This window comes from Pseudomonas sp. RIT288 (genome assembly GCF_000631985.1).
GTDB lineage: Bacteria > Pseudomonadota > Gammaproteobacteria > Pseudomonadales > Pseudomonadaceae > Aquipseudomonas.
Genome location: NZ_JFYN01000001.1, coordinates 95,767 through 115,303, shown reverse-complemented (window position 1 = coordinate 115,303; position 19,537 = coordinate 95,767). Strand labels below are relative to the sequence as shown.

The window sequence follows — 19,537 nt, the reverse complement described above, 5'->3', positions numbered from 1 at the left end:
CTAAGTGGTTGCCGCGATTGCTTCTTGTGGCGAGGGAGTTGCTCCCGCTCGGCTGCGAAGCAGTCGCAAAAAAACGCGAGCGCATTCTGGAAGAACGCGGTCGCTGATTTTAGGGTCGCTTTGCAACCCAGCGGGAGCAAGCTCCCTCGCCACAGAGTTCACTCTGCTCACAGATGTTGAAACAGGAGTCACCGCACCATGAGCCGCGCCCCAGACACATGGATTCTGACCGCCGACTGCCCCAGCGTGCTCGGCACAGTGGACGCGGTGACGCGTTTTCTGTTCGAACAGGGTTGCTACGTCACCGAGCACCATTCGTTCGATGACCGGCTCTCGGGCCGTTTCTTCATTCGTGTGGAGTTCCGTCAGCCCGACGGCTTCGACGAACAGTCCTTCCGTGCCGGCCTCGCCGAGCGCGGAGAGGCGTTCGGCATGGTCTTCGAGCTGACTGCGCCGAACTACCGGCCGAAAGTGGTGATCATGGTCTCCAAGGCCGATCACTGCCTCAACGATTTGCTTTACCGCCAGCGCATCGGCCAGTTGTCGATGGACGTGGCGGCGGTGGTGTCCAACCATCCGGACCTCAAGCCGCTGGCCGACTGGCACCAGATTCCCTACTACCATTTCCCCCTCGACCCCAACGACAAGCCGGCGCAGGAGCGTCAGGTGTGGCAGGTGATCGAAGAGTCTGGCGCCGAACTGGTGATCCTCGCCCGCTACATGCAGGTGCTGTCGCCGGAGTTGTGCCGCAAGCTCGATGGCAAGGCGATCAACATCCATCACTCGCTGCTGCCGGGGTTCAAGGGCGCCAAGCCGTATCACCAGGCCTACAACAAAGGCGTGAAGCTGGTCGGCGCCACGGCGCATTACATCAACAACGATCTCGACGAGGGGCCGATCATCGCCCAGGGTGTCGAGGCGGTGGATCACAGTCATTACCCGGAAGATTTGATTGCCAAAGGCCGGGATATCGAGGGCCTGACTTTGGCCCGAGCCGTTGGGTATCACATCGAAAGAAGGGTGTTTTTGAACGCCAATAGAACCGTCGTTCTTTAGATAGCTAAAAGATCGCAGCCTTCGGCAGCTCCTACAGGGGATGCGATTTATGCAGGAGCTGCCGAAGGCTGCGATCTTTTGATTTACCGAGCACTTAACGCGCTGCCTGCCTGGGCAACGCAGTTCCATAAAAACAACAGCGAGGTGAAAGCATGTCTGGCAATCGTGGTGTGGTGTATCTCGGCGCTGGCAAGGTCGAAGTACAGAAAATCGACTATCCGAAAATGCAGGACCCGCGCGGCAGGAAGATCGAGCACGGGGTGATCCTGCGTGTGGTGTCCACCAACATTTGTGGCTCCGACCAGCACATGGTGCGCGGCCGTACTACGGCGCAGACCGGACTGGTGCTGGGCCATGAAATCACCGGCGAAGTGATCGAAAAGGGTTCCGACGTCGAGAACCTGAAGATCGGCGACCTGGTTTCCGTACCGTTCAACGTGGCTTGCGGGCGCTGCCGTTCCTGCAAGGAGCAGCACACCGGTGTCTGCCTGACCGTCAACCCGGCCCGTGCCGGCGGTGCCTACGGTTATGTCGACATGGGTGACTGGACTGGCGGCCAGGCCGAATACGTGCTGGTGCCGTACGCCGACTTCAACCTGCTGAAACTGCCGGATCGCGACAAGGCCATGGAAAAAATCCGTGACCTGACCTGCCTCTCCGACATTCTGCCGACCGGCTATCACGGCGCGGTGACGGCAGGCGTCGGCCCGGGCAGCACCGTTTACATCGCGGGCGCCGGCCCGGTCGGGCTGGCCGCGGCGGCCTCGGCGCGTCTGCTGGGGGCGGCGGTGGTGATCATCGGCGACGTCAACACCATCCGTTTGGCGCACGCCAAGGCTCAGGGTTTTGAAGTGGTCGACCTGTCCAAGGACACGCCGCTGCACGAGCAGATCGCCGAGCTGCTGGGCGAGCCGGAAGTCGATTGCGCGGTGGACTGCGTGGGCTTCGAAGCGCGTGGCCACGGTCACGACGGGGTGAAAGCCGAAGCCCCGGCTACCGTGCTCAACTCGCTGATGGGCGTGGTGCGTGTCGCCGGCAAGATCGGTATTCCGGGCCTGTACGTGACCGAGGATCCGGGCGCTGTCGATGCTGCGGCGAAAATGGGCAGCCTGAGCATCCGCTTCGGTCTGGGCTGGGCCAAATCCCACAGCTTCCACACCGGTCAGACCCCGGTGATGAAGTACAACCGCCAGCTGATGCAGGCGATCATGTGGGACCGCATCAACATCGCCGAAGTGGTCGGCGTGCAAGTCATCAGCCTCGACCAGGCGCCGGAAGGCTATGGCGAGTTCGATGCGGGCGTGCCGAAGAAGTTTGTGATCGATCCGCATCGGTTGTTCAGTGCGGCGTAAGTAAAAAGGGCGACCCACGGGTCGCCTTTTTTTAGATCAAAAGATCGCAGCCTTCGGCAGCTCCTACAGGGATCGGTGTAGGAGCTGCCGAAGGCTGCGATCTTTTGATTTTATGCAATCAGAGAGCCGCTAACGCGCCCTGGTAAAGCACCGGACCCGTCGGCTGCCCGGTCGGCGAGCCACCCTTCGGTTCCAGACTCACCGCCAGTGCAATCGGCTGGCCGATCAAGGCTTTCTGCGCCGCGCTCAGTTCAACCTTGCCTTTGCCCCCCAGCGGAATCACCCCCAGTGAAATCGGCTTGCCGTCCGCCGGTATCGCCCACAACTCCAGACTGCGATCTGGCCCTATTGCTGCCAATGTCAGCGGTTCGACCTGCAGATAATCCGCATGCGCCTCGACCTTCAGCGCCGGTTGCGCGTCGGCGCTCAGCAGGGTGGCGCGGTAGCGAGCGTCGTCGCGGTTGTACAGCGAGCCGAGGAACACCAGCACCACGATCGAACAGGCAGCGATGCTGACTCGCCGCCAGTTCCAGAACGGGCGTTTTTCCGGGACGTGCAGCACTTGCGGCTCGATGCGTGCGGTGATGCCTTGCCACACCCGATCCGGCACCGGGTGCTCCGGCAGCGTTTCGGTAAGGCTGGCGAGGCTCTCCTGCCACTGCGCCAACTCGGTTCGCAGGGCGGCGTCATCGAGCAGCAATTGTTCAAAGCGCCGACGCGCCGCCGCAGACATCAGGCCGATGGCGTAATCGGCAGCGAGGGCGCGGCGCAGGGCGGGAGTCTGGTAGTTCATGATTCAAGGCACCTGCGCAGACGCTCCATGCCGCGACGAATCCACGACTTCACCGAACCCAGAGGGGCGGCCAGGTGTTCGGCCAGTTCCGCGCAGGACAGGCCCTGAAAGTAGGCGACGCTGATCGACTGGCGCTGTCTGCCGTCGAGAGTATCCAGGCAACGGTGCAGCGCGCTGGCTTCGCGGCTGCTGTTCAACAGGTCGTGGGCCGAAGGGCCTTCGTCCGGCAAGGTATCCTGTTCGTAATCGGTCAGCGGCCGTTCGCGCTGTTTGCGTAACTGGTCGATGGCTTGATGGCGGGTGATGTTGATCATCCAGGTCAGCGGCGCCGACATATGGGCTTCATAGCGCGAGGCGTTGTTCCAGATGCGCACAAAGCTTTCCTGCAGCACTTCCTCGGCCAGATCCGCCCGGCCCATGAAGCGCAGCGCCACGCCGTGCAGGCGCGGGCCAACGCTGCGATAGAGCGTTTCGAATGCACCGCGGTCGCCCAGTGAGCACTGGGCCAACAGCTGGCGCAACTGATCGTGGTCGGCGATGGAAATGACGGCTCTCCAGGCAATGGGTGGGCGACGAGGGCGCTGCTCGGGCTGTTCACAGGCTAGTTCAGCGACAGCGCTTGTGCCATTCATCTCGGGTTATCCGCGGTTTCGCGTTTATATACGTGGCTATGCTGAAAATGGATGCGCCGGCGAGGAACATGCTGGCGGAAACCCGGTCAAACCGGCAGTTTTGCCGCTCATAGACGGGCGGTTACCACAGCGCAAGAGGATGTCTGAATGAAGATTTCACGCGGTATTGCCTTGGCTTCACTGATGACCCTTGCAGCGAGCCCGGTGTTTGCCGGCTTCAGTCTGGACGATGTAACCAAAGCGGCTGCGAGCATGCAGGGCGGTAACGCCGCGACCGCCGCCGCGCCGACCTCGGAAACCGCCGGTTTGCTGCAAGCCGTCACCGGTCTCGGTGTTACGCCTCAGCAAGCCGTCGGTGGCACCAGCGCCATGCTTGGCCTGGCCAAGAACCAATTGAGCAGTACCGATTATTCGCAGTTGGCCAAAGAAGTGCCGGGCATCGACAAGCTGTCGGGCGGCGCTGGCAATCTGGCGGCGCTGAGTGGTTTGCTGGGCTCGTCGGGCAAATCAGCCGGGTTGGAAAACGCCCTGGGCAACGTCAAGGACACCAACGACCTGAACAATGCGTTCGGTGCGTTGGGCATGGACAGCGGCATGGTCGGCCAGTTTGCCCCGGTACTGCTCAAGTATCTGGGTGATCAGGGCGTTGGCGGCCCGCTGCTGCAGAGCCTGGGCAGCATTTGGGGCGCCGGCACCGGTAGCTGATTCAGCTGCGCTCGCCGCGCAGTTCGCTGATGCGCTGATCCTTCTCGGTCCAGAGCTGGTTGACCCAGTTCTGGACCTGCTGGCGAAACAGCGGATCGTTCTCGTAATCGCCTTGCGACAGTGCCGGGTCGAGTTCGCGGGTCTGGATGTCGACAATCACCCGCGGCACGCTGCCGCTGATCAGATCCCAGAATCCCGGAATCTTCTGCTGTGGATACACCACGGTCACGTCGAGCAACGCATCCAGCTGTTCCCCCATCGCCGCCAGAACAAACGCCACGCCGCCAGCCTTGGGCTTGAGCAGGTGCTTGAACGGTGACTGCTGCTGCGCGCTTTTCGCCGCCGTGTAGCGGGTGCCTTCCAGGTAATTCACCACCGTCACCGGCTGGCGCTTGAACAGCTCGCAGGCCTGTTTGGTGATTTCCAGATCCTTGCCCGCCAATTCCGGATGTTTGGCGAGGAACGCCTTGCTGTAGCGCTTCATGAACGGGTAATCCAGCGCCCACCACGCCAGCCCCAGAAACGGTACCCAGATCAGTTCTTTCTTGAGGAAGAATTTGAAGAACGGCGTGCGCCGGTTGAGGGTCTGGATCAACGCTGGAATGTCGACCCACGACTGGTGATTGCTGACCACCAGATACGAGGTGTCACCACGCAGGTCTGCGCCGCCGCGAATGTCCCATTGGGTGGGGATGCACAGGCGAAAGATCAGCTTGTCGATCTCGGCCCAGGTCTCGGCAATCCACATCACCGCCCACGAGGCGTAATCGCGCCAGCGCCCAGGCGCGATCAGCTTGAGCAGGGCGAAAACCAGCAACGGCCCGATCAGGATCAGGGTGTTGAGCAACAGCAGCAGGGTGACGAAACAGCCGGTGAGCAGGCGGCGCATAAGCAACTCTATGAAGGCGGATGGGCGCGCCATGATAAGTGGCTTCGGGTGAGAGGCCAAATCGATGGTGACGAATGTTTCACTTTTGCTCCGGTATTCTTTGACTGATTACGCAGCATCCTGTGGCGAGGGAGCTTGCTCCCGCTGGGCTGCGAAGCGGCCCCAAATCCATTCACCTCGATGTGTCAGGCGAAACATGCAGGCTGGTTTTACGCCGACTGCGTCGCCGAGCGGGAGCAAGCTCCCTCGCCACAAAGGTTGGCGGTGTACCAACTATCGTGTTTTTTCGCGGTCTAGAATTCGGCGTTGAGCCCTCATTTTCCAAGGAAGCCCCTTACGTGAAATCCCTCCTTGCACTGTTTGCCCTCGTCGCCCTGCCGGTCATGGCCGCCGAGCCGACCCTGTACGGGCGTTACGAATACATCGCGCTGCCGGAAATCGGTGGTGAGGTGCTCAAGGCCAAGATGGACACCGGCGCGCTGACCGCCTCGCTGTCGGCCAAGGACATCGAGACCTTCACCCGCGACGGCGAGAACTGGGTGCGCTTCCGCCTCGGCACCAAGGACGCCAGCAACAAGGTCTATGAACACAAGATCGCGCGGATCAGCAAGATCAAGAGCCGCTCGGATGAGGAAGACGAGGGCGACAGCACCGAAGTCGCCAAGCGTCCGGTGGTCGATCTGGAACTGTGCCTGGGCAACGTCAAGCGCACCGTTGAGGTCAACCTGACCGACCGCAGCAACTTCAACTACCCACTGCTGATCGGTGCCAAGGCCCTGCGCGAGTTTGGCGCGGCAGTGAACCCGGCGCGACGTTTCACCACCGACAAGCCGGACTGCTAAGTGGTCTCATTGACGTAACGTCAGGCTTGGGGCACCGTTCGCGCACTTAACCCATGGGCTCGGACGCCATGCCTCATATCCTGATTGTCGAAGACGAACCGGCGATTGCCGACACGCTGATTTTTGCCCTGCAGGGCGAGGGGTTCGCCACCACGTGGCTGAGCCTCGGCGCGGCGGCGCTGGAGCATCAACGGCAGACCCCGGCTGACTTGATCATTCTCGATATCGGTCTGCCGGACATCAGCGGTTTCGAAACCTGCAAACAGCTGCGGCGCTTCAGTGAAGTGCCGGTGCTGTTTCTCAGCGCCCGGGACGCCGAGATCGATCGGGTGGTGGGGCTGGAGATCGGCGCCGACGATTACGTGGTCAAGCCGTTCAGCCCTCGTGAGGTCGCGGCGCGGGTGCGGGCGATTCTCAAACGCATGGCGCCGCGTCCTGCGGTGGATGTCGTTTCGGCCGTGTTTCGCATCGACCCCGAGCGTGTGCTGATCACCTACCGCGGCCAGCCATTGAGCCTGACCCGCCACGAATTCCGTCTGCTGCAATGCCTGCTCGAACAACCGCAGCGAGTGTTCAGCCGCGAGCAATTGCTAGATGCGCTGGGCGTGGCGGCGGACGCAGGCTACGAGCGCAGCATCGACAGCCACATCAAAAGCGTGCGCGCCAAACTGCGCCTGGTGCGGGCTGACGCCGAGCCGATCCAGACCCATCGCGGCCTCGGTTACAGCTACAGCCCGGGGCACAGCTGATGTCGCTGGGGCTGCGGATTTTTCTGGTGTATGTGCTGTTTGTCGGCCTGACCGGTTACTTCGTGCTCAACACGGTGATGGAAGAAATCCGCCCGGGCGTGCGCCAGTCCACCGAAGAAACCCTGGTCGACACCGCCAACCTGATGGCGGAAATCCTGCGTGATGATTTCAAGGCCGGCACGCTCAGCGAGAACCGCTGGCCCGAATTGTTGCGTGCCTACGGCGAGCGTCAACCGCAGGCGACGATCTGGGGCTTGCCGAAAAACCAGGTCAACCACCGCATCTACGTCACCGACGCCAAAGGCAGGGTAGTGCTGGATTCCAGCGGCGTGGCGGTCGGGCAGGATTACTCGCGCTGGAACGACGTCTACCTGACCCTGCGTGGCGAATACGGCGCGCGTTCAACCCGCAGCGACCCGAACGATCCGGCGTCCTCGGTGATGCACGTCGGCGCGCCGATTCGCGACAACGGCCGGATCATCGGCGTGGTTACCGTGGCCAAACCCAACAGCTCCTTGCAGCCTTATGTCGATCGCACCGAGCGGCGCTTGCTGTTTTACGGTGCCGGGCTGATCGGCCTCGGCCTGCTGTTCGGCGCTTTGCTGTCGTGGTGGCTGAGCCGCGCGCTGCACCGATTGACCGGTTACGCCCAAGCGGTGAGTGAAGGGCGCCGGGTTGAAGTGCCGCATTACCGTGGCGGCGAGCTGGAGCAACTGGCGACGGCGGTGGAGCAGATGCGCACCCAGCTCGAAGGCAAGGCTTACGTCGAGCGCTACGTGCACACCCTGACCCATGAACTGAAGAGCCCGCTGGCGGCGATTCGCGGTGCGGCGGAATTACTGCAGGGTGACATGCCGGCGATTCAGCGCTTGCGCTTTGTCGGCAACATCGACAGCGAAAGCGCGCGGATGCAGCAGTTGATCGAGCGGCTGCTGAATCTGGCGCAAGTCGAGCAACGCCAGGGTCTTGAGGAGCGCGTGGCGGTGCCGCTGGCAGGGCTGGTCGACGAATTGCTGCAGGCGCAGGCGGCGCGGATCGAGGGGCGGCGGCTCAAGGTCGAGCAGACAATTGCGCCGGATCTGTTATTGATCGGCGAGCCGTTTCTGCTGCGGCAGGCGTTGGGCAATCTGCTGGAGAATGCGCTGGATTTCACCCCGGTCGCCGGGTTGCTGCGTTTCAGTGCCGATCGAGTAGGGGAGCAGATTGAGTTGCGCTTGTTCAACGAAGCAGCGGCGATTCCCGAGTACGCCTTGCCGCGTTTGAGTGAGCGGTTCTACTCGTTGCCGCGTCCGGACAGTGGGCGCAAGAGCACCGGGTTGGGGCTGAACTTTGTTGCAGAAGTGGTGAAGTTGCACGGTGGGTCGATGCATATCCGTAACGTCGAGAGCGGCGTGGAAGTGATTTTGCGCCTGCCTTGAAAGCGTAAAAAGATCGCAGCCTTCGGCAGCTCCTACAGGGGAACGCAATCCCCTGTAGGAGCTGCCGAAGGCTGCGATCTTTTGATCTTTCCACACAATCTCCATATATCCCCCATATTTCTCCCACACAGCCCAACCAGACTCTGCCCATCCAAACAGGGAGAGTCCCATGAACAAGAATCTGACCATTAAGCTCGGGGCGATTGCCCTGCTGATCCTGCTGTTGCTGATACCGCTGCTGATGATCGACGGCATCATCGATGACCGTCAGCAACTGCGCGACGGCGTGCTCGAAGACATCGCCCGCAGCTCCAGCTACAGCCAGCAACTGAGCGGGCCGGTGATGGTAGTGCCGTATCGCAAAGTGGTGCGCACCTGGAAGACCAACGAGAAAACCAGTCAGCGCTATGAAGAGCTGGGCGAAGAGCGCGGTCGTTTGTACTTTCTGCCAGAGCGTTTCGAGCTCGATGGCCAGGTGCAGACCGAGCTGCGCAATCGCGGTATTTACGAAGCGCGACTGTTTCATGCCGACAATCGCATCAATGGGCATTTCTCGTTGCCGGCGCAGTTGGGGATCAAGGAAGACTTTGCCGACTACCAGTTCGACGCGCCGTTTCTGGCGGTGGGCATCAGCGATATTCGCGGCATTGAAAATGCGCTGAAACTGGAACTCGATGGCCAACGTCTGGACTTCGTGCCCGGCACCCAGGTGGGCTGGATCGGCGAAGGCGTGCGGGTCACGCTGCCGGCGCTGGATACCCGCAACGCCACGGAGCTGACCTTCGGTTTCGACCTGCGCCTGCAAGGCACCGGTTCGTTGCAGGTGTTGCCGGTGGGCAAAAGCAGTCACGTCAGCCTTGCTGCCAACTGGCCGCACCCCAGTTTCATCGGCAACTTCCTGCCGGGCAAACGCGAGATCAGCGACCAGGGTTTCAGCGCCGATTGGCAGACCACGTTCTTCTCCACCAACCTGCAAGAAGCGATGAGCCGTTGTGTCATGGGCAATGACTGCGAGGCGTTCAACGGGCGCAGCTTCGGCGTGAGTTTCATCGATCCGGTGGATCAGTATCTGAAGAGTGATCGGGCGATCAAGTATGCGCTGTTGTTCATCGTCCTGACGTTCGCCGGTTTCTTCCTGTTTGAAGTGCTCAAGAGTCTGGCGGTGCACCCGGTGCAATACGCGTTGGTCGGGGTGGCACTGGCGTTCTTCTACCTGTTGCTGTTGTCGTTGTCGGAGCACATCGGCTTTGCTCTGGCGTATCTGTTGTCGGCCAGTGGCTGTGTGCTGTTGATCGGGTTCTATGTCTGCCATGTGCTGCACAGCGTGCGTCACGGCCTGAGTTTTTCCGCGGGATTGGCGGCGTTGTATGGCCTGCTGTATGGCCTGCTGAGCGCCGAGGATTACGCGCTGTTGATGGGGTCGCTGTTGCTGTTTGGCCTGCTCGGGGTGTTCATGGTGCTGACGCGCAAACTCGACTGGTACGGGATCGGGCAGAAACCGGCCAAGTCGCTGGCGTTTGATGTGGAGGCGATGCAATGAGCGGATTGCGCGAGGATCAGCGCTGGAAGGAAGAATTGGTGACGCGGATTGTCGGGTTTCTGCCAATGAGAACGAGCTGGTGCATTCGCGAGCAGGCTCGCTCCCACAGGAGTACGCATTCCAATGTGGGCGCGAGCCTGCTCGCGAAGGGGCCGGATCAGGCGCCGCAGCCTTAAGGCTTGGGCATGGTGGCGACCATGGACGGTCGCTGGCTCACGTCGAAATACCAGTTGGCCAGTTGCGGATTGGCGCTGCGCCAGTCCAGATCCGGATGACGCAGGTCGATGTAACCCAGCGCACAAGCAACGCTGATCGCCGCGACGTCGAAATGGCTGGTCAGCTCGGCAATGGCGTCACTTTCCAGATAAGCCAGGGCGCGCCGGATCTTCTCGCGCTGGGCATCAAGCCACTCGTCCCAGTGCTTTTCCGGGGCGCGCAGCACCAGTTCGTAACGCACCATCACCGAGGCGTCCATGATCCCGTCGGCCATCGAGGCCAGGGTCAGACGCCGCCAGCGGGCCGCGCCTTCGCGGGGGATCAACGGATTGCCGACGTGCTGCTGGTCGAGGTATTCGAGGATCACGCGGCTGTCATGGATCACGCTGCCGTCGGCCAGACGCAGGGCCGGGATCTTGCCCAGCGGGTTGTCGGCGTTGAGCGCGGTGTCCGGGCTGACCGGGGTGAGGACGCAGTCTTGCAGGGCGACGCGATCCTGCTGGCCGGTCTCGTGCAACAGCACCATCACTTTGCGCACGAACGGGGAGAGCGTGTTGTGAAACAGGGTCATGCTGGGGGCGGACATTGGCAAACCTCGGTGGTCATCGAAGAACAGCAGGTTAGCCGTAGGAGCTGCGGAACGCTGCGATCTTTTGATCCTGATATTAAAAAAGGATCAAGATCAAAAGATCGCAGCGTTCCAAAGCTCCTGCAGGTGTTCAGTTTCGCGGCAACAAACCTCTTATGGCCAGATACGCCGGCACGCCCAGGCCGACCCAGCTCAACGCATCCCAGATCCCGTCCCCCAACAACGCCGAAAACAACCCCGCCGCACTCAACAGTGCGATCACCAGCGGTGTGCTGAAGACCTTCCAGAAATTGGTCTGACGCGGCTTCATGCAGCAGCCTCCGTCGGCAGTGGTTTAGCAGCCCTGCGCCGCACCACCCAGAGATACACGCCGCTGCCGAGGACGATGATGGTCAGCACGTCGAGGGTCGCCCAGAGGATCTTCATCGGCATGCCGCCGTAGTCGCCGAAGTGCAGCGGCTGGGACATGCCCATGGCGTCCATGTACCACGGGCGCTCTCCGACGGCAGTGACCTGCAGGGTGCTGGCGTCGATCAGTACCGGCGTCAGCAGGTGCGAGGTCAGGTGCGTGCCGCCCTTCATGAACACCGCATAGTGATGCTCGCTGGAAAACCGCGTGCCGGGGAAGGCAATGAAGTCCGGATTCATTTCCGGCGCCACATCGCGGGCGATGTCGAGCAGGCGGGTGGCGGGGGCCAGTCGGGTCAACGGTGGGGCATCGCGATAGGGCGCGACCATGGCGGTCAGCGTGTCATTGCGCCAAGCGGCGATGAGCAGGTCGGCGCAGGCGCTGATCACTCCGGTGACGCCGACGACCAAGGCCCAGGTCAGGGTAACGACGCCGATCAGGTTGTGCAGGTCGAGCCAGCGCAGGCGGCTGGACTTGTCCTGACGCACGGTGCCGAACTGCAAGCGGCGCATGAACGGCAGGTACAACACCGTCCCCGAAATGATCGCGACCACGAACAGCAATCCCATGAACGCCAGCAGCAGTTTGCCCGGCAGCCCGGCAAACATGTCGACGTGCAGACGCAGGATGAACAGCATCAGCCCGCCATTGGCCGACGGGGTTTCCAGCGCTTCACCGGTACGCGCATCGAGCATGAAGGTGTGCGACGAGTTAGGTTCGGTGCCGGCGGTCTTCGCCATGATCGTCAACACGGCGTTGGGCTCGTCGTCTTCGAAACCGAAGTACTGCACCACGTCGCCGGGACGATGTTTTTCCGCAGCTTCGACCAGTTGCGCCAGATTCAGGCGCGGCGTGTCGGCCGGCATCTCGCGCACTTGCGGCGCATCGCCGAGCAGGTGCTCGATCTCGTGATGGAAAATCAGCGGCAGGCCGGTCAATGCCAACAACAGCAGAAACACGGTGCAGATCAGGCTGCTCCAGGTGTGGATGAACGACCAGCGGCGGATGGTTTTACTTTTCATTTCGTGACCTTGAAAAACACCAAAGCCGTCCCCGCAGGGACGGCCTGATGACAGGACCGGTTGGCACTCAGTCGCTTACCACTTGTAGGTGGCGCTGGCGACGACGCTGCGCTGGTCGCCGTAGTAGCAGTAGAAACCGTCGCAGGTGGAGATGTAGTCCTTGTCGAACAGGTTGGTGGCGTTGACCGCGACCGATGCACCTTTGAGGCTGTTGTCCAGGCGGCCGAGGTCGTAATGCACCGAGGCGTCGAACACAGTGTAGGCGTCTGCCTTGCCCAGCCAGGTGTTGGCCTTGTCGCCATAGGTGTTGCCGGTGTAACGCACGCCACCGCCGATGCCGAAGCCGTCGAGTACGCCGCTGTGCCAGGTGTAATCGGTCCACAGCGAAGCTTGCTGGTTAGGCATCAGTTGCAGGCGATTGCCCTTGTCCACGCCTTTCTGCACTTCGGACTTGGCCAGGGTGTAGGCGGCGATGACTTTCAGGTTGTCGGTGACGTCCGAAACCGCTTCCAGCTCCAGGCCTTTGACCTTCACTTCACCGGCCTGGCTTGGAATCGTCACGTTGTTGACGATGGTGTTGACCGAGACGTTCTTCTGGGTGAGGTCATACACCGCAGCGCTCAACAAGGTCTTGCTGCCCGGCGGCTGGTACTTGATGCCCAGTTCCCATTGCTTGCCTTCGGTCGGCTTGAGCGAGCCGGTGGAAGTGGCGTCGGCGCCGGCCGTGGGCTGGAACGATTCGGCGTACGACAGGTACGGCACGAAGCCCGAGTCGAACACGTAGCTGAGCGCTGCGTTGCCACTGAACGCCTTGTCACGCTGGGTGTTGGTGGCGTCGCCCTTGTTGATGAACTGCGTGCTGGTGTGCACCCAGTCTTCACGCCCGCCCAGGGTCAGGCGCCACTGGTCGAGGGCCATTTGGTCCTGCACGTAGAGGCCGGTCTGGTAGGTCTTCTGGTCATAGTCATAGAACGCCGAAGAGCGTGCTGGGCGGGTGATCGGCTGACCGTAGATCGGGTTGTTGACGTTGATGTCCGGCGCGGTGCCGAAGATCGACGTGTAGTTGGTGTTGCTGCGCTGGTGATCCAGACCGAGCAACAGCGTATGGCGGATGTCGCCGGTGGCGAAGTCGGCCTGGAAGTTGTTGTCCACGGCGAACTGGCTGATGTCTTCATCGACGTTGGTGGTGCCGCGACCGACATTGCCCTGATCGTCCACGGTGAAACCGGCGAACGATGGGTTGTAGCTGTTGACGGTCACGGTCTGGAACGACAGGTCTGACTTGGTGTAACGCAGGTTCTGCTTGAACTGCCACACATCGTTCAGACGATGCTCGAAGGCATAACCGAGCGCGTAGTAGGTGCGGTCGTAGAAGTCGTAGTCCGGGTCACCGAGGTTCTTGTGATGGGAAATCTTGCCGAACGGCATGTCGATCCTGGTGCCCTGGATCGGGTAGAACTGGCTGGTGACTCCGGTATCGTCGCGGGTGAACTGGCTCAGCAGGGTGAACTTGGTATCGTCGTCGATGTTCCAGGTCAGGCTCGGCGCGATGTTGTAGCGCTTGTTTTCGATGTGATCGATCTGCGTGTCGCTGTCGCGCACCACACCGCTGATGCCGTAGAGAAACTGCCCGGCGTCGTCGATCTTGCCGGTGCTGGCGAAGTTGATCTGACGGTGGTTGTCGCTGCCGTACTGCAACTGGATTTCGCTGCTGGCGTCGCTGCTCGGGCGCCGGCTGACCATGTCCAGCAGACCGCCCGGCGGCGTCTGGCCGTAAACGGAAGAGGCCGGGCCGCGCAGCAGGGCGAGGCGATCGAGGTTCCAGGTTTCCTGTTTCGGGTTGGCGTATACGCCTTTGGGCAGCGGCAGGCCATCGAGGAACTGGGTCGGCTCGAAACCGCGCACGCGCAGCCAGTCGGCGCGGGTGTCGCTGCCGTAGCTGCTGGCGGTGATGCCCGGCATATAGCGCACGGCGTCATCGAGACTGTGCACGCTGCGATCGTCCATTTGCTGACGGGTGGCGACCGAGATCGAGCGTGGTGCTTCGACCAGCGCAGTGTCGGTCTTGCTGCCGGCGGCGGTGCGAGTGGCGGTGTAACCTTCGACCGGACCCCAGGCCGTTTCCAGGTTTTCCACGCCGATCACTGCGGTTTCCGGCAGCGCCAGTGTTCCTTCTGGGACGGCAACCAGGGTGTAGGTGCCGGCGCTGCTTTGTTCCAGTTGCAGACCGGTGCCACGCAGGGCAGCACGCAGTGCCCCGGCGGCATCGTATTGGCCGCTGACCGGTGCCGAGGTCTTGCCGGCGGCCAGCGACGGGTTCAGCGACAGCGCGAGGCCGCCCTGGCTGGCGATCTGATTCAGCGTCGTCGACAACGAAGCGGCCGGCAGGTTGTAGGCGCGTACGCTGGACGCCTGTTCAGCGGCGAGCAACGGGTTGCTGATCAGCGGCGCGCTGAGGGCAATGGCGACCGCCAACAGACTGGGGCGCAACAAGGTGTCTAGCGAACGGGACATGCGAAGGCTCCTGAATGGAAATATTTCTCAATTGCCTGTGTGCCGGACGAGAATTGAAAAGTGATAGGGCTGGATGAAAATAATTTCGATTAACTGAGAGTGGGGCGGCCGATTCGGAATTTTCGAGTGCGGCGGGTGGCCCTATCGCGAGCAGGCTCACTCCTACAGGGGGAACGCATTCCAACTGTAGGAGCGAGCCTGCTCGCGAAAGCGATTTGTCAGGCACCAGATAAATCAGGGCTTGGTATCAGCCTTCGCCACCGTGACCCAATACGGCGTGTGCTGCTCGATCTGCACCGGCAGGGTCGGCAGCAGGGCGCTCAGGGCCTTGTCGGTGTCGTGCAGCGGGAAGCTGCCGGTGATGCGCAGGTCAGCGACTTCCGGCGTCACGCCCAGATGCCCTCGGCGATAACGAGCCAATTCATGCACCAGATCTTCCAGTCGCGCGTTGTCCACCACCAGCATGCCCCGGGTCCAGGCATCGGCGCCGGGCGTGAGCGCGGCGACCGCGTCGAGGCCGTCATTGCGGATCAGCACTTGCTGGCCTTCGCGCAGGATCTGCTCTTCAGGATGGTTTTGCGGATGCGCCGCTACCGCCGATTGCAGGACGCTCAGACGCGTGCCTTGGTCTTCACGCTTGACCAGAAACCGCGTGCCCAACGCGCGCATGCTGCCTTCGCGGGTCTCGACGATGAACGGCCGCGCATCGCCGTGACCGGTCTCGACCATGATCTCGCCTTCCTGCAATACGATCAGTCTCTGCCTGGCATCGAAGCGCACATCCACCGCGCTGTGGGTGTTGAGATTGAGCACGGTGCCATCGGCCAGGCGCACCGTGCGCTGCTCACCGGTGGCGGTGCGTTGATCGGCGAGCCAGTAATCCAGCGGCAAGTAGCGATCACCGGCAAACAGCGCGAGACCGATCACCGCCACCACACTGGCCAATCCACTGCCGAGCTTGCGCACACGGCGTCGAATGCCTTCGCGCGATTGCAGCAAGGCCGCGCGGGCCGGGCCGTTGGCGACGCTGAAACGCTGATCGAGCATGCCTAGCTGGCGCCAGGCGCGGGCGTGTTCTTCATGGGCCGCATGCCACTTGGCAAACTCCTCGCGTTCCAGTGGACTGCCGGAATCCAGCGACAATTGCCAGGCAATCGCCGCGTCCAGCACCTGCGCCGAGACCGGTCTGGAGCTGGCCGGGTTCATGTCGGCTCACCGTACAGGGCGATGTAGCACTGGCGAATGCCTTGCGCGAGGTACTGCCGCACGCGGGGCACCGAGACCCCGAGCTTCTCGGCGATTTCGGCATGGCCGAGGCCGTCGAGGCGGTTATACAGGAAAGCGGTGCGGGCTTTGGTCGACAGTTTGCCAAGCAGACGGTCGATGGCTTTGAGGTCTTCGAGGATCAGTTGCTGCTCTTCCACCGAAGGTTGTTCGCCTTCGGGGATCAGCATCAACTCGGTGAGGTAGGCCTGCTCCAGCGCGGCGCGGCGGAAGTAGTCGAACAGCAGGCCCTTGGCGATCGCCACCAGAAATGCCCGTGGTTCGCGCGGCGTCAGCAGTTCATCGCGACCGAGCAGACGCACGAAGGTGTCCTGGCTCAAGTCTTCGGCCCGTTGTGGGCACGCCACATTGCGCCGCAACCAGCTCAGCAGCCAACCGCGATGGTCGCGATACAACGCACCGACGAGTTCACTGTGAGGGCTTGGGACTGACGACACCAGACGCACCGATTGGGAAATGTTAACCAACGAGAATTGTTCGCGATTCTCGCAGAGGTGGGAATGGTTAGCAATTGGCCACTGGTCAGGTGACGCGGTTGGATAGCCCTGTAGGAGCTGCCGCAGGCTGCGATCTTTTGATCTTGCTTTTAAAAACAAGATCAAAAGATCGCAGCCTGCGGCAGCTCCTACAGGGGGATTTGATTGGTGTTTAGAAGGTCGGCGCCTGCTGACGACGCTTCCACTGGCTCATGCGTTGCTGAAGGTTCAACGGACTATGAATCTGCTGCTGCCGCGCCCGGCTGAACAGGATCAACGCCAGTTCCGCCGTGGCCAGCGCGTCGGCACTCGCGTTGTGCCGCTCAAATACCTCAAGCTTGAACCAGTCGATCCATTCATCCAGCCCGGCCTCGCGGATATTCGCCTGCGGGCACAGCAGCGGTGCCATGTCCGCGACATCCAGAAACACATTCTGCAGCTTGTAGCCCAGGTGTTCCTTCAGTGCTCGTCCGAGCATGTGCTGATCGAAGCGCGCATGAAACGCCAGCACCGGACTGTCGCCGATAAACTCCATAAACTCCAGCAACGCCTCGGCCGGGTCGCTGCCGGCGGCAAGCGCATTCGGTCCCAGGCCATGAATCAACACGCTGGGGCTGAGCTTCAGCTCCCGGCATTGCAGGGTGCGCTCGAACTGCTGACTGAAGTCGATCGCGCCGTCTTCGATCACCACGGCGCCGATCGACAGCACCCGATCCTTGTTCAGGTTCAGCCCGGTGGTTTCCAGATCGAGCACCACCCAGCGCTGTTCACGCAGGCTGCATTCTTTCAGTTCGCTGATCGCCGGCAACGTCGCCAGACGTTGTTGCAGGTCTGCCGACAGCAAAGGGCCGGCCGGCCGTAGCCACGAAAACAGGCTCATAGCTGATACCGCAGGGCCAGGCTGCTCTGCAGGCGCTGGGCCTGGCGCAGGGATTCACGCAGGATGCGCCGGTCCAGATGATTGAGGCTGTCGGGATCGACGCGGTTCGACCAGGGCAGATTCTCACGCGTCTGGATCTGGTGTTGCTGCATGCGCGTCTGCTGGATGAAGTGATACGCCTCTTCATACGCGGCGCCGTCGAGACGTTCGATGACTTCTTTTTCGACCAGCTGACGCAGGCGCTCCAGAGTGTTGTTGGTTTCGATGCCATGCGCCAGCGCCAACAGTCGTGCGCCGTCGACGAAGGGCGTCAGGCCCTGGACCTTGAGATCGAGGGTCGCTTTCTCGCCGTTCTTGCGCGCCAGCACAAACTCGCGAAAGCGTCCCACGGGCGGGCGATTGCGCAGGGCGTTCTCGGCCATCATGCGCTGGAACAAACGGTTGTCGCCGACCTGATCGAGAATTCCCCGGCGCAGTTGCGCGCAACCTTTTTCTTCGCCCCAGACCACCCGCAGGTCGAAATAGATACTCGAACCGAGCAGGTTCTCCGGCGTCGCCTCGCGGATGAACGCCGCAAAGCGTCGCGCCCATTCTGCCCGGGACAGGCACAGCTCGGGATTGCCGGCCATGATGTTGCCCTTGCACAGGCTGAAGCCGCACTGCGCCAGGCTCTGGTTGATCTGCTGGGCGATCGGCAGCAGCTTGCCGCGAATCTCCGCCGCGTGTGCCGCGTCCCGCGCTTCGAACAGAATGCCGTTGTCCTGGTCGGTGTGCAGCGTCTGCTCGCGTCGGCCCTCGCTGCCGAAACACAACCAACTGAACGGTACGCCGGGGTCGCCTTTTTCGGCGAGGGTCAGTTCGATCACCCGGCACACGGTGTGGTCGTTGAGCAGGGTGATGATGTGGGTGATCTGCGTCGAAGACGCACCGTGGGCGAGCATGCGTTCGACCAGTTGGCCGATCTCGCCGCGCAGGCTCACCAGTTGCTCGATGCGCTGGGCACTGCGGATGGTCCGGGCCAGATGCACCAGATCGACCCGTTGCAGCGAGAACAGATCACGCTCGGAAACCACGCCACACAGACGCTGATCCTTGACCAGACAGACGTGGGCGATGTGCCGTTCGGTCATGGCAATCGCCGCGTCGAAAGCGCTGTGATCCGGCGACAGGAAGAACGGCGAACAGGTCATGTGGTGCTCGATGGTTTCGCTGAAATCACCGCTGCCATTGGCGACCACTTCGCGCAGGTCACGCAGGGTGAAGATCCCCAGCGGCGCTTTGTGTTCATCCACCGCGACGATGCTGCCGACCTGTTGCTCGTGCATCAGCTTCACCGCTTCGCGCAGTGGCGTGCCCGGGCTGCAGGTCACCGGATGGCGCATCGCCAATTCGCCGAGGCGGGTGTTCAGCGAATACTGGGTGCCGAGGGTTTCCACGGCTTTCTGCTGGACTTGCTGGTTGACCTGATCGAGCAGGCTGCTGACTCCGCGCAAAGCGAAATCGCGGAAGCTGTTGGACAGGGCGAACAGCTTGATGAACGCCGGTTTGTTCAGTTGCAGGCAGAAGGTGTCTTCGCTGGCCAGATGCTCGGTGCGGGTCGCCCGTTCGCCAATCAGCGCGGCCAGCGGGAAGCATTCGCCGGTGGTGATCTCGAAGGTGGTTTCGGTGCCGGGCCGGGTGATGTGCTGGCGTTCGCCGACCACCCGGCCCTGTTTGACGATGTAGAAATATTCGACCGGCCCGTCGGCGGGCTTGATGATGCTCTCGCCCTGGCCATAGAAACGCAGCTGACATTGCTCCACCAGATAAGCCAGGTGGGCATGTTCCATCTGATTGAAGGGCGGGAAGCGCTGGAGGAATTGCAGAGTGCCCTGAATATTCTGCAACACCGCGGTTTTCCCTGCCTGGGTGAAGGCGTCCGCTCTACTCATAACCATTACCGCAGTCTTTTTTGAATTGTTGTTGTCGGATCGTTGCAGCCATGGTCGGCCCCTGCGCGCGGGGTGCCCATTGGACGTAAGTCTAGGTTTGCCGTGCCGTTCGGCGCATTTGGGAAGTGCCCTACAAAAACAGTCGGAAATTCCCCCGCCAGCCTCTTGGAAAAAAATCCGACGAAGTGCACATTGAAGCTCTGCTTAGCGATGTCTGACGACTGTGCCAGGTGACTGAAT

Annotated in this window: 18 protein-coding genes; 7 read left to right on the top strand and 11 right to left on the bottom strand. The window is 61.7% G+C overall.

Features of this window, described 5'->3' with window-relative positions:
* The first annotated feature begins 198 nt into the window (after positions 1 to 198).
* Both purU and fdhA read left to right on the top strand, forming a co-directional pair.
* On the top strand, positions 199 to 1,056 hold the full coding sequence (gene purU / locus BW33_RS00510) for a formyltetrahydrofolate deformylase (RefSeq protein ID WP_027610664.1): 858 nt from the start codon (positions 199 to 201) through the stop codon (positions 1,054 to 1,056).
* Between the two features lie 152 nt (positions 1,057 to 1,208).
* The gene (fdhA, locus tag BW33_RS00505) at positions 1,209 to 2,408 is read left to right on the top strand and encodes a formaldehyde dehydrogenase, glutathione-independent (protein ID WP_047596484.1); all 1,200 of its coding nucleotides are present in this window, start codon (positions 1,209 to 1,211) and stop codon (positions 2,406 to 2,408) included.
* A gap of 118 nt (positions 2,409 to 2,526) precedes the next feature.
* On the opposite strand, the gene BW33_RS00500 is transcribed toward fdhA, so the two are convergent.
* Both BW33_RS00500 and BW33_RS00495 read right to left on the bottom strand, forming a co-directional pair.
* Positions 2,527 to 3,201, bottom strand: a complete 675-nt coding sequence (locus BW33_RS00500) for an anti-sigma factor (RefSeq protein ID WP_047596483.1) — start codon at positions 3,199 to 3,201, stop codon at positions 2,527 to 2,529.
* Positions 3,198 to 3,833, bottom strand: coding sequence for an RNA polymerase sigma factor (locus BW33_RS00495; RefSeq protein ID WP_047596481.1), 636 nt, complete (start codon positions 3,831 to 3,833; stop codon positions 3,198 to 3,200). The genes BW33_RS00500 and BW33_RS00495 overlap by 4 nt, the downstream gene beginning before the upstream one ends.
* 147 nt (positions 3,834 to 3,980) lie before the next feature.
* On the opposite strand from BW33_RS00495, the gene BW33_RS00490 reads away from it, so the two are divergent.
* Positions 3,981 to 4,538, top strand: a complete 558-nt coding sequence (locus BW33_RS00490) for a DUF2780 domain-containing protein (protein ID WP_047596480.1) — start codon at positions 3,981 to 3,983, stop codon at positions 4,536 to 4,538.
* Position 4,539: 1 nt separating this feature from the next.
* Here the strand turns inward: BW33_RS00490 and BW33_RS00485 are convergent, their stop codons facing one another.
* Positions 4,540 to 5,427, bottom strand: a complete 888-nt coding sequence (locus BW33_RS00485; RefSeq protein WP_047596479.1) for an acyltransferase — start codon at positions 5,425 to 5,427, stop codon at positions 4,540 to 4,542.
* A gap of 338 nt (positions 5,428 to 5,765) precedes the next feature.
* Here BW33_RS00485 and rloA2 point away from each other — a divergent pair, with 338 nt between their 5' ends.
* The 4 genes from rloA2 (at position 5,766) to creD (ending at position 9,976) form a co-directional block, all read left to right on the top strand.
* Positions 5,766 to 6,269: a retropepsin-like aspartic peptidase RloA2 gene (gene rloA2 / locus BW33_RS00480; RefSeq protein WP_047596478.1), complete on the top strand. Its 504-nt coding sequence runs from the start codon at positions 5,766 to 5,768 to the stop codon at positions 6,267 to 6,269.
* A gap of 68 nt (positions 6,270 to 6,337) precedes the next feature.
* On the top strand, positions 6,338 to 7,018 hold the full coding sequence (gene creB / locus BW33_RS00475; RefSeq protein WP_047597097.1) for a two-component system response regulator CreB: 681 nt from the start codon (positions 6,338 to 6,340) through the stop codon (positions 7,016 to 7,018).
* Positions 7,018 to 8,436: a two-component system sensor histidine kinase CreC gene (gene creC / locus BW33_RS00470; RefSeq protein WP_047596477.1), complete on the top strand. Its 1,419-nt coding sequence runs from the start codon at positions 7,018 to 7,020 to the stop codon at positions 8,434 to 8,436. The genes creB and creC overlap by 1 nt, the downstream gene beginning before the upstream one ends.
* 169 nt (positions 8,437 to 8,605) lie before the next feature.
* Positions 8,606 to 9,976 carry a cell envelope integrity protein CreD gene (creD, locus tag BW33_RS00465; protein WP_047596476.1) on the top strand — a complete coding sequence of 457 codons (1,371 nt, stop codon included), beginning with the start codon at positions 8,606 to 8,608 and terminating at the stop codon, positions 9,974 to 9,976.
* 172 nt (positions 9,977 to 10,148) lie between these two features.
* Here creD and BW33_RS00455 read toward each other — a convergent pair whose 3' ends face one another.
* The 8 genes from BW33_RS00455 to BW33_RS00420 form a co-directional block, all read right to left on the bottom strand.
* On the bottom strand, positions 10,149 to 10,778 hold the full coding sequence (locus BW33_RS00455) for a glutathione S-transferase (protein ID WP_047596474.1): 630 nt from the start codon (positions 10,776 to 10,778) through the stop codon (positions 10,149 to 10,151).
* Positions 10,779 to 10,911: 133 nt separating this feature from the next.
* Entirely contained in the window at positions 10,912 to 11,091 is a 180-nt protein-coding gene (locus BW33_RS00450) for a hypothetical protein (protein ID WP_047596473.1), read from the bottom strand.
* A complete protein-coding gene (locus tag BW33_RS00445; RefSeq protein WP_047596472.1) occupies positions 11,088 to 12,212 on the bottom strand; it encodes a PepSY-associated TM helix domain-containing protein in 1,125 nt (374 codons plus the stop codon). The genes BW33_RS00450 and BW33_RS00445 overlap by 4 nt, the downstream gene beginning before the upstream one ends.
* A 75-nt stretch (positions 12,213 to 12,287) precedes the next feature.
* The gene (locus BW33_RS00440; RefSeq protein WP_047596471.1) at positions 12,288 to 14,726 is read right to left on the bottom strand and encodes a TonB-dependent siderophore receptor; all 2,439 of its coding nucleotides are present in this window, start codon (positions 14,724 to 14,726) and stop codon (positions 12,288 to 12,290) included.
* Positions 14,727 to 14,960: 234 nt separating this feature from the next.
* Positions 14,961 to 15,932, bottom strand: a complete 972-nt coding sequence (locus tag BW33_RS00435) for a FecR domain-containing protein (RefSeq protein ID WP_047596470.1) — start codon at positions 15,930 to 15,932, stop codon at positions 14,961 to 14,963.
* On the bottom strand, positions 15,929 to 16,447 hold the full coding sequence (locus tag BW33_RS00430; protein WP_047597095.1) for an RNA polymerase sigma factor: 519 nt from the start codon (positions 16,445 to 16,447) through the stop codon (positions 15,929 to 15,931). The genes BW33_RS00435 and BW33_RS00430 overlap by 4 nt, the downstream gene beginning before the upstream one ends.
* 211 nt (positions 16,448 to 16,658) lie before the next feature.
* A complete protein-coding gene (locus tag BW33_RS00425) occupies positions 16,659 to 17,366 on the bottom strand; it encodes a 3'-5' exonuclease (protein ID WP_047596469.1) in 708 nt (235 codons plus the stop codon).
* Complete coding sequence (locus BW33_RS00420; RefSeq protein ID WP_330217154.1) at positions 17,363 to 19,297, bottom strand: putative nucleotidyltransferase substrate binding domain-containing protein; 1,935 nt, start codon at positions 19,295 to 19,297, stop codon at positions 17,363 to 17,365. The genes BW33_RS00425 and BW33_RS00420 overlap by 4 nt, the downstream gene beginning before the upstream one ends.
* Positions 19,298 to 19,537: the final 240 nt, after the last annotated feature.

Coding starts and splice junctions, on each gene's coding strand:
- BW33_RS00495 (WP_047596481.1), bottom strand. CDS start 3,833: ATGAATGGCACAAGCGCTGTCGCTGAACTAGCCTGTGAACAGCCCGAG.
- fdhA (WP_047596484.1), top strand. CDS start 1,209: ATGTCTGGCAATCGTGGTGTGGTGTATCTCGGCGCTGGCAAGGTCGAA.
- BW33_RS00485 (WP_047596479.1), bottom strand. CDS start 5,427: ATGCGCCGCCTGCTCACCGGCTGTTTCGTCACCCTGCTGCTGTTGCTC.
- creD (WP_047596476.1), top strand. CDS start 8,606: ATGAACAAGAATCTGACCATTAAGCTCGGGGCGATTGCCCTGCTGATC.
- BW33_RS00490 (WP_047596480.1), top strand. CDS start 3,981: ATGAAGATTTCACGCGGTATTGCCTTGGCTTCACTGATGACCCTTGCA.
- BW33_RS00440 (WP_047596471.1), bottom strand. CDS start 14,726: ATGTCCCGTTCGCTAGACACCTTGTTGCGCCCCAGTCTGTTGGCGGTC.
- creB (WP_047597097.1), top strand. CDS start 6,338: ATGCCTCATATCCTGATTGTCGAAGACGAACCGGCGATTGCCGACACG.
- purU (WP_027610664.1), top strand. CDS start 199: ATGAGCCGCGCCCCAGACACATGGATTCTGACCGCCGACTGCCCCAGC.
- BW33_RS00425 (WP_047596469.1), bottom strand. CDS start 17,366: ATGAGCCTGTTTTCGTGGCTACGGCCGGCCGGCCCTTTGCTGTCGGCA.
- BW33_RS00450 (WP_047596473.1), bottom strand. CDS start 11,091: ATGAAGCCGCGTCAGACCAATTTCTGGAAGGTCTTCAGCACACCGCTG.
- BW33_RS00445 (WP_047596472.1), bottom strand. CDS start 12,212: ATGAAAAGTAAAACCATCCGCCGCTGGTCGTTCATCCACACCTGGAGC.
- BW33_RS00500 (WP_047596483.1), bottom strand. CDS start 3,201: ATGAACTACCAGACTCCCGCCCTGCGCCGCGCCCTCGCTGCCGATTAC.
- BW33_RS00420 (WP_330217154.1), bottom strand. CDS start 19,297: ATGAGTAGAGCGGACGCCTTCACCCAGGCAGGGAAAACCGCGGTGTTG.
- BW33_RS00455 (WP_047596474.1), bottom strand. CDS start 10,778: ATGTCCGCCCCCAGCATGACCCTGTTTCACAACACGCTCTCCCCGTTC.
- BW33_RS00435 (WP_047596470.1), bottom strand. CDS start 15,932: ATGAACCCGGCCAGCTCCAGACCGGTCTCGGCGCAGGTGCTGGACGCG.
- creC (WP_047596477.1), top strand. CDS start 7,018: ATGTCGCTGGGGCTGCGGATTTTTCTGGTGTATGTGCTGTTTGTCGGC.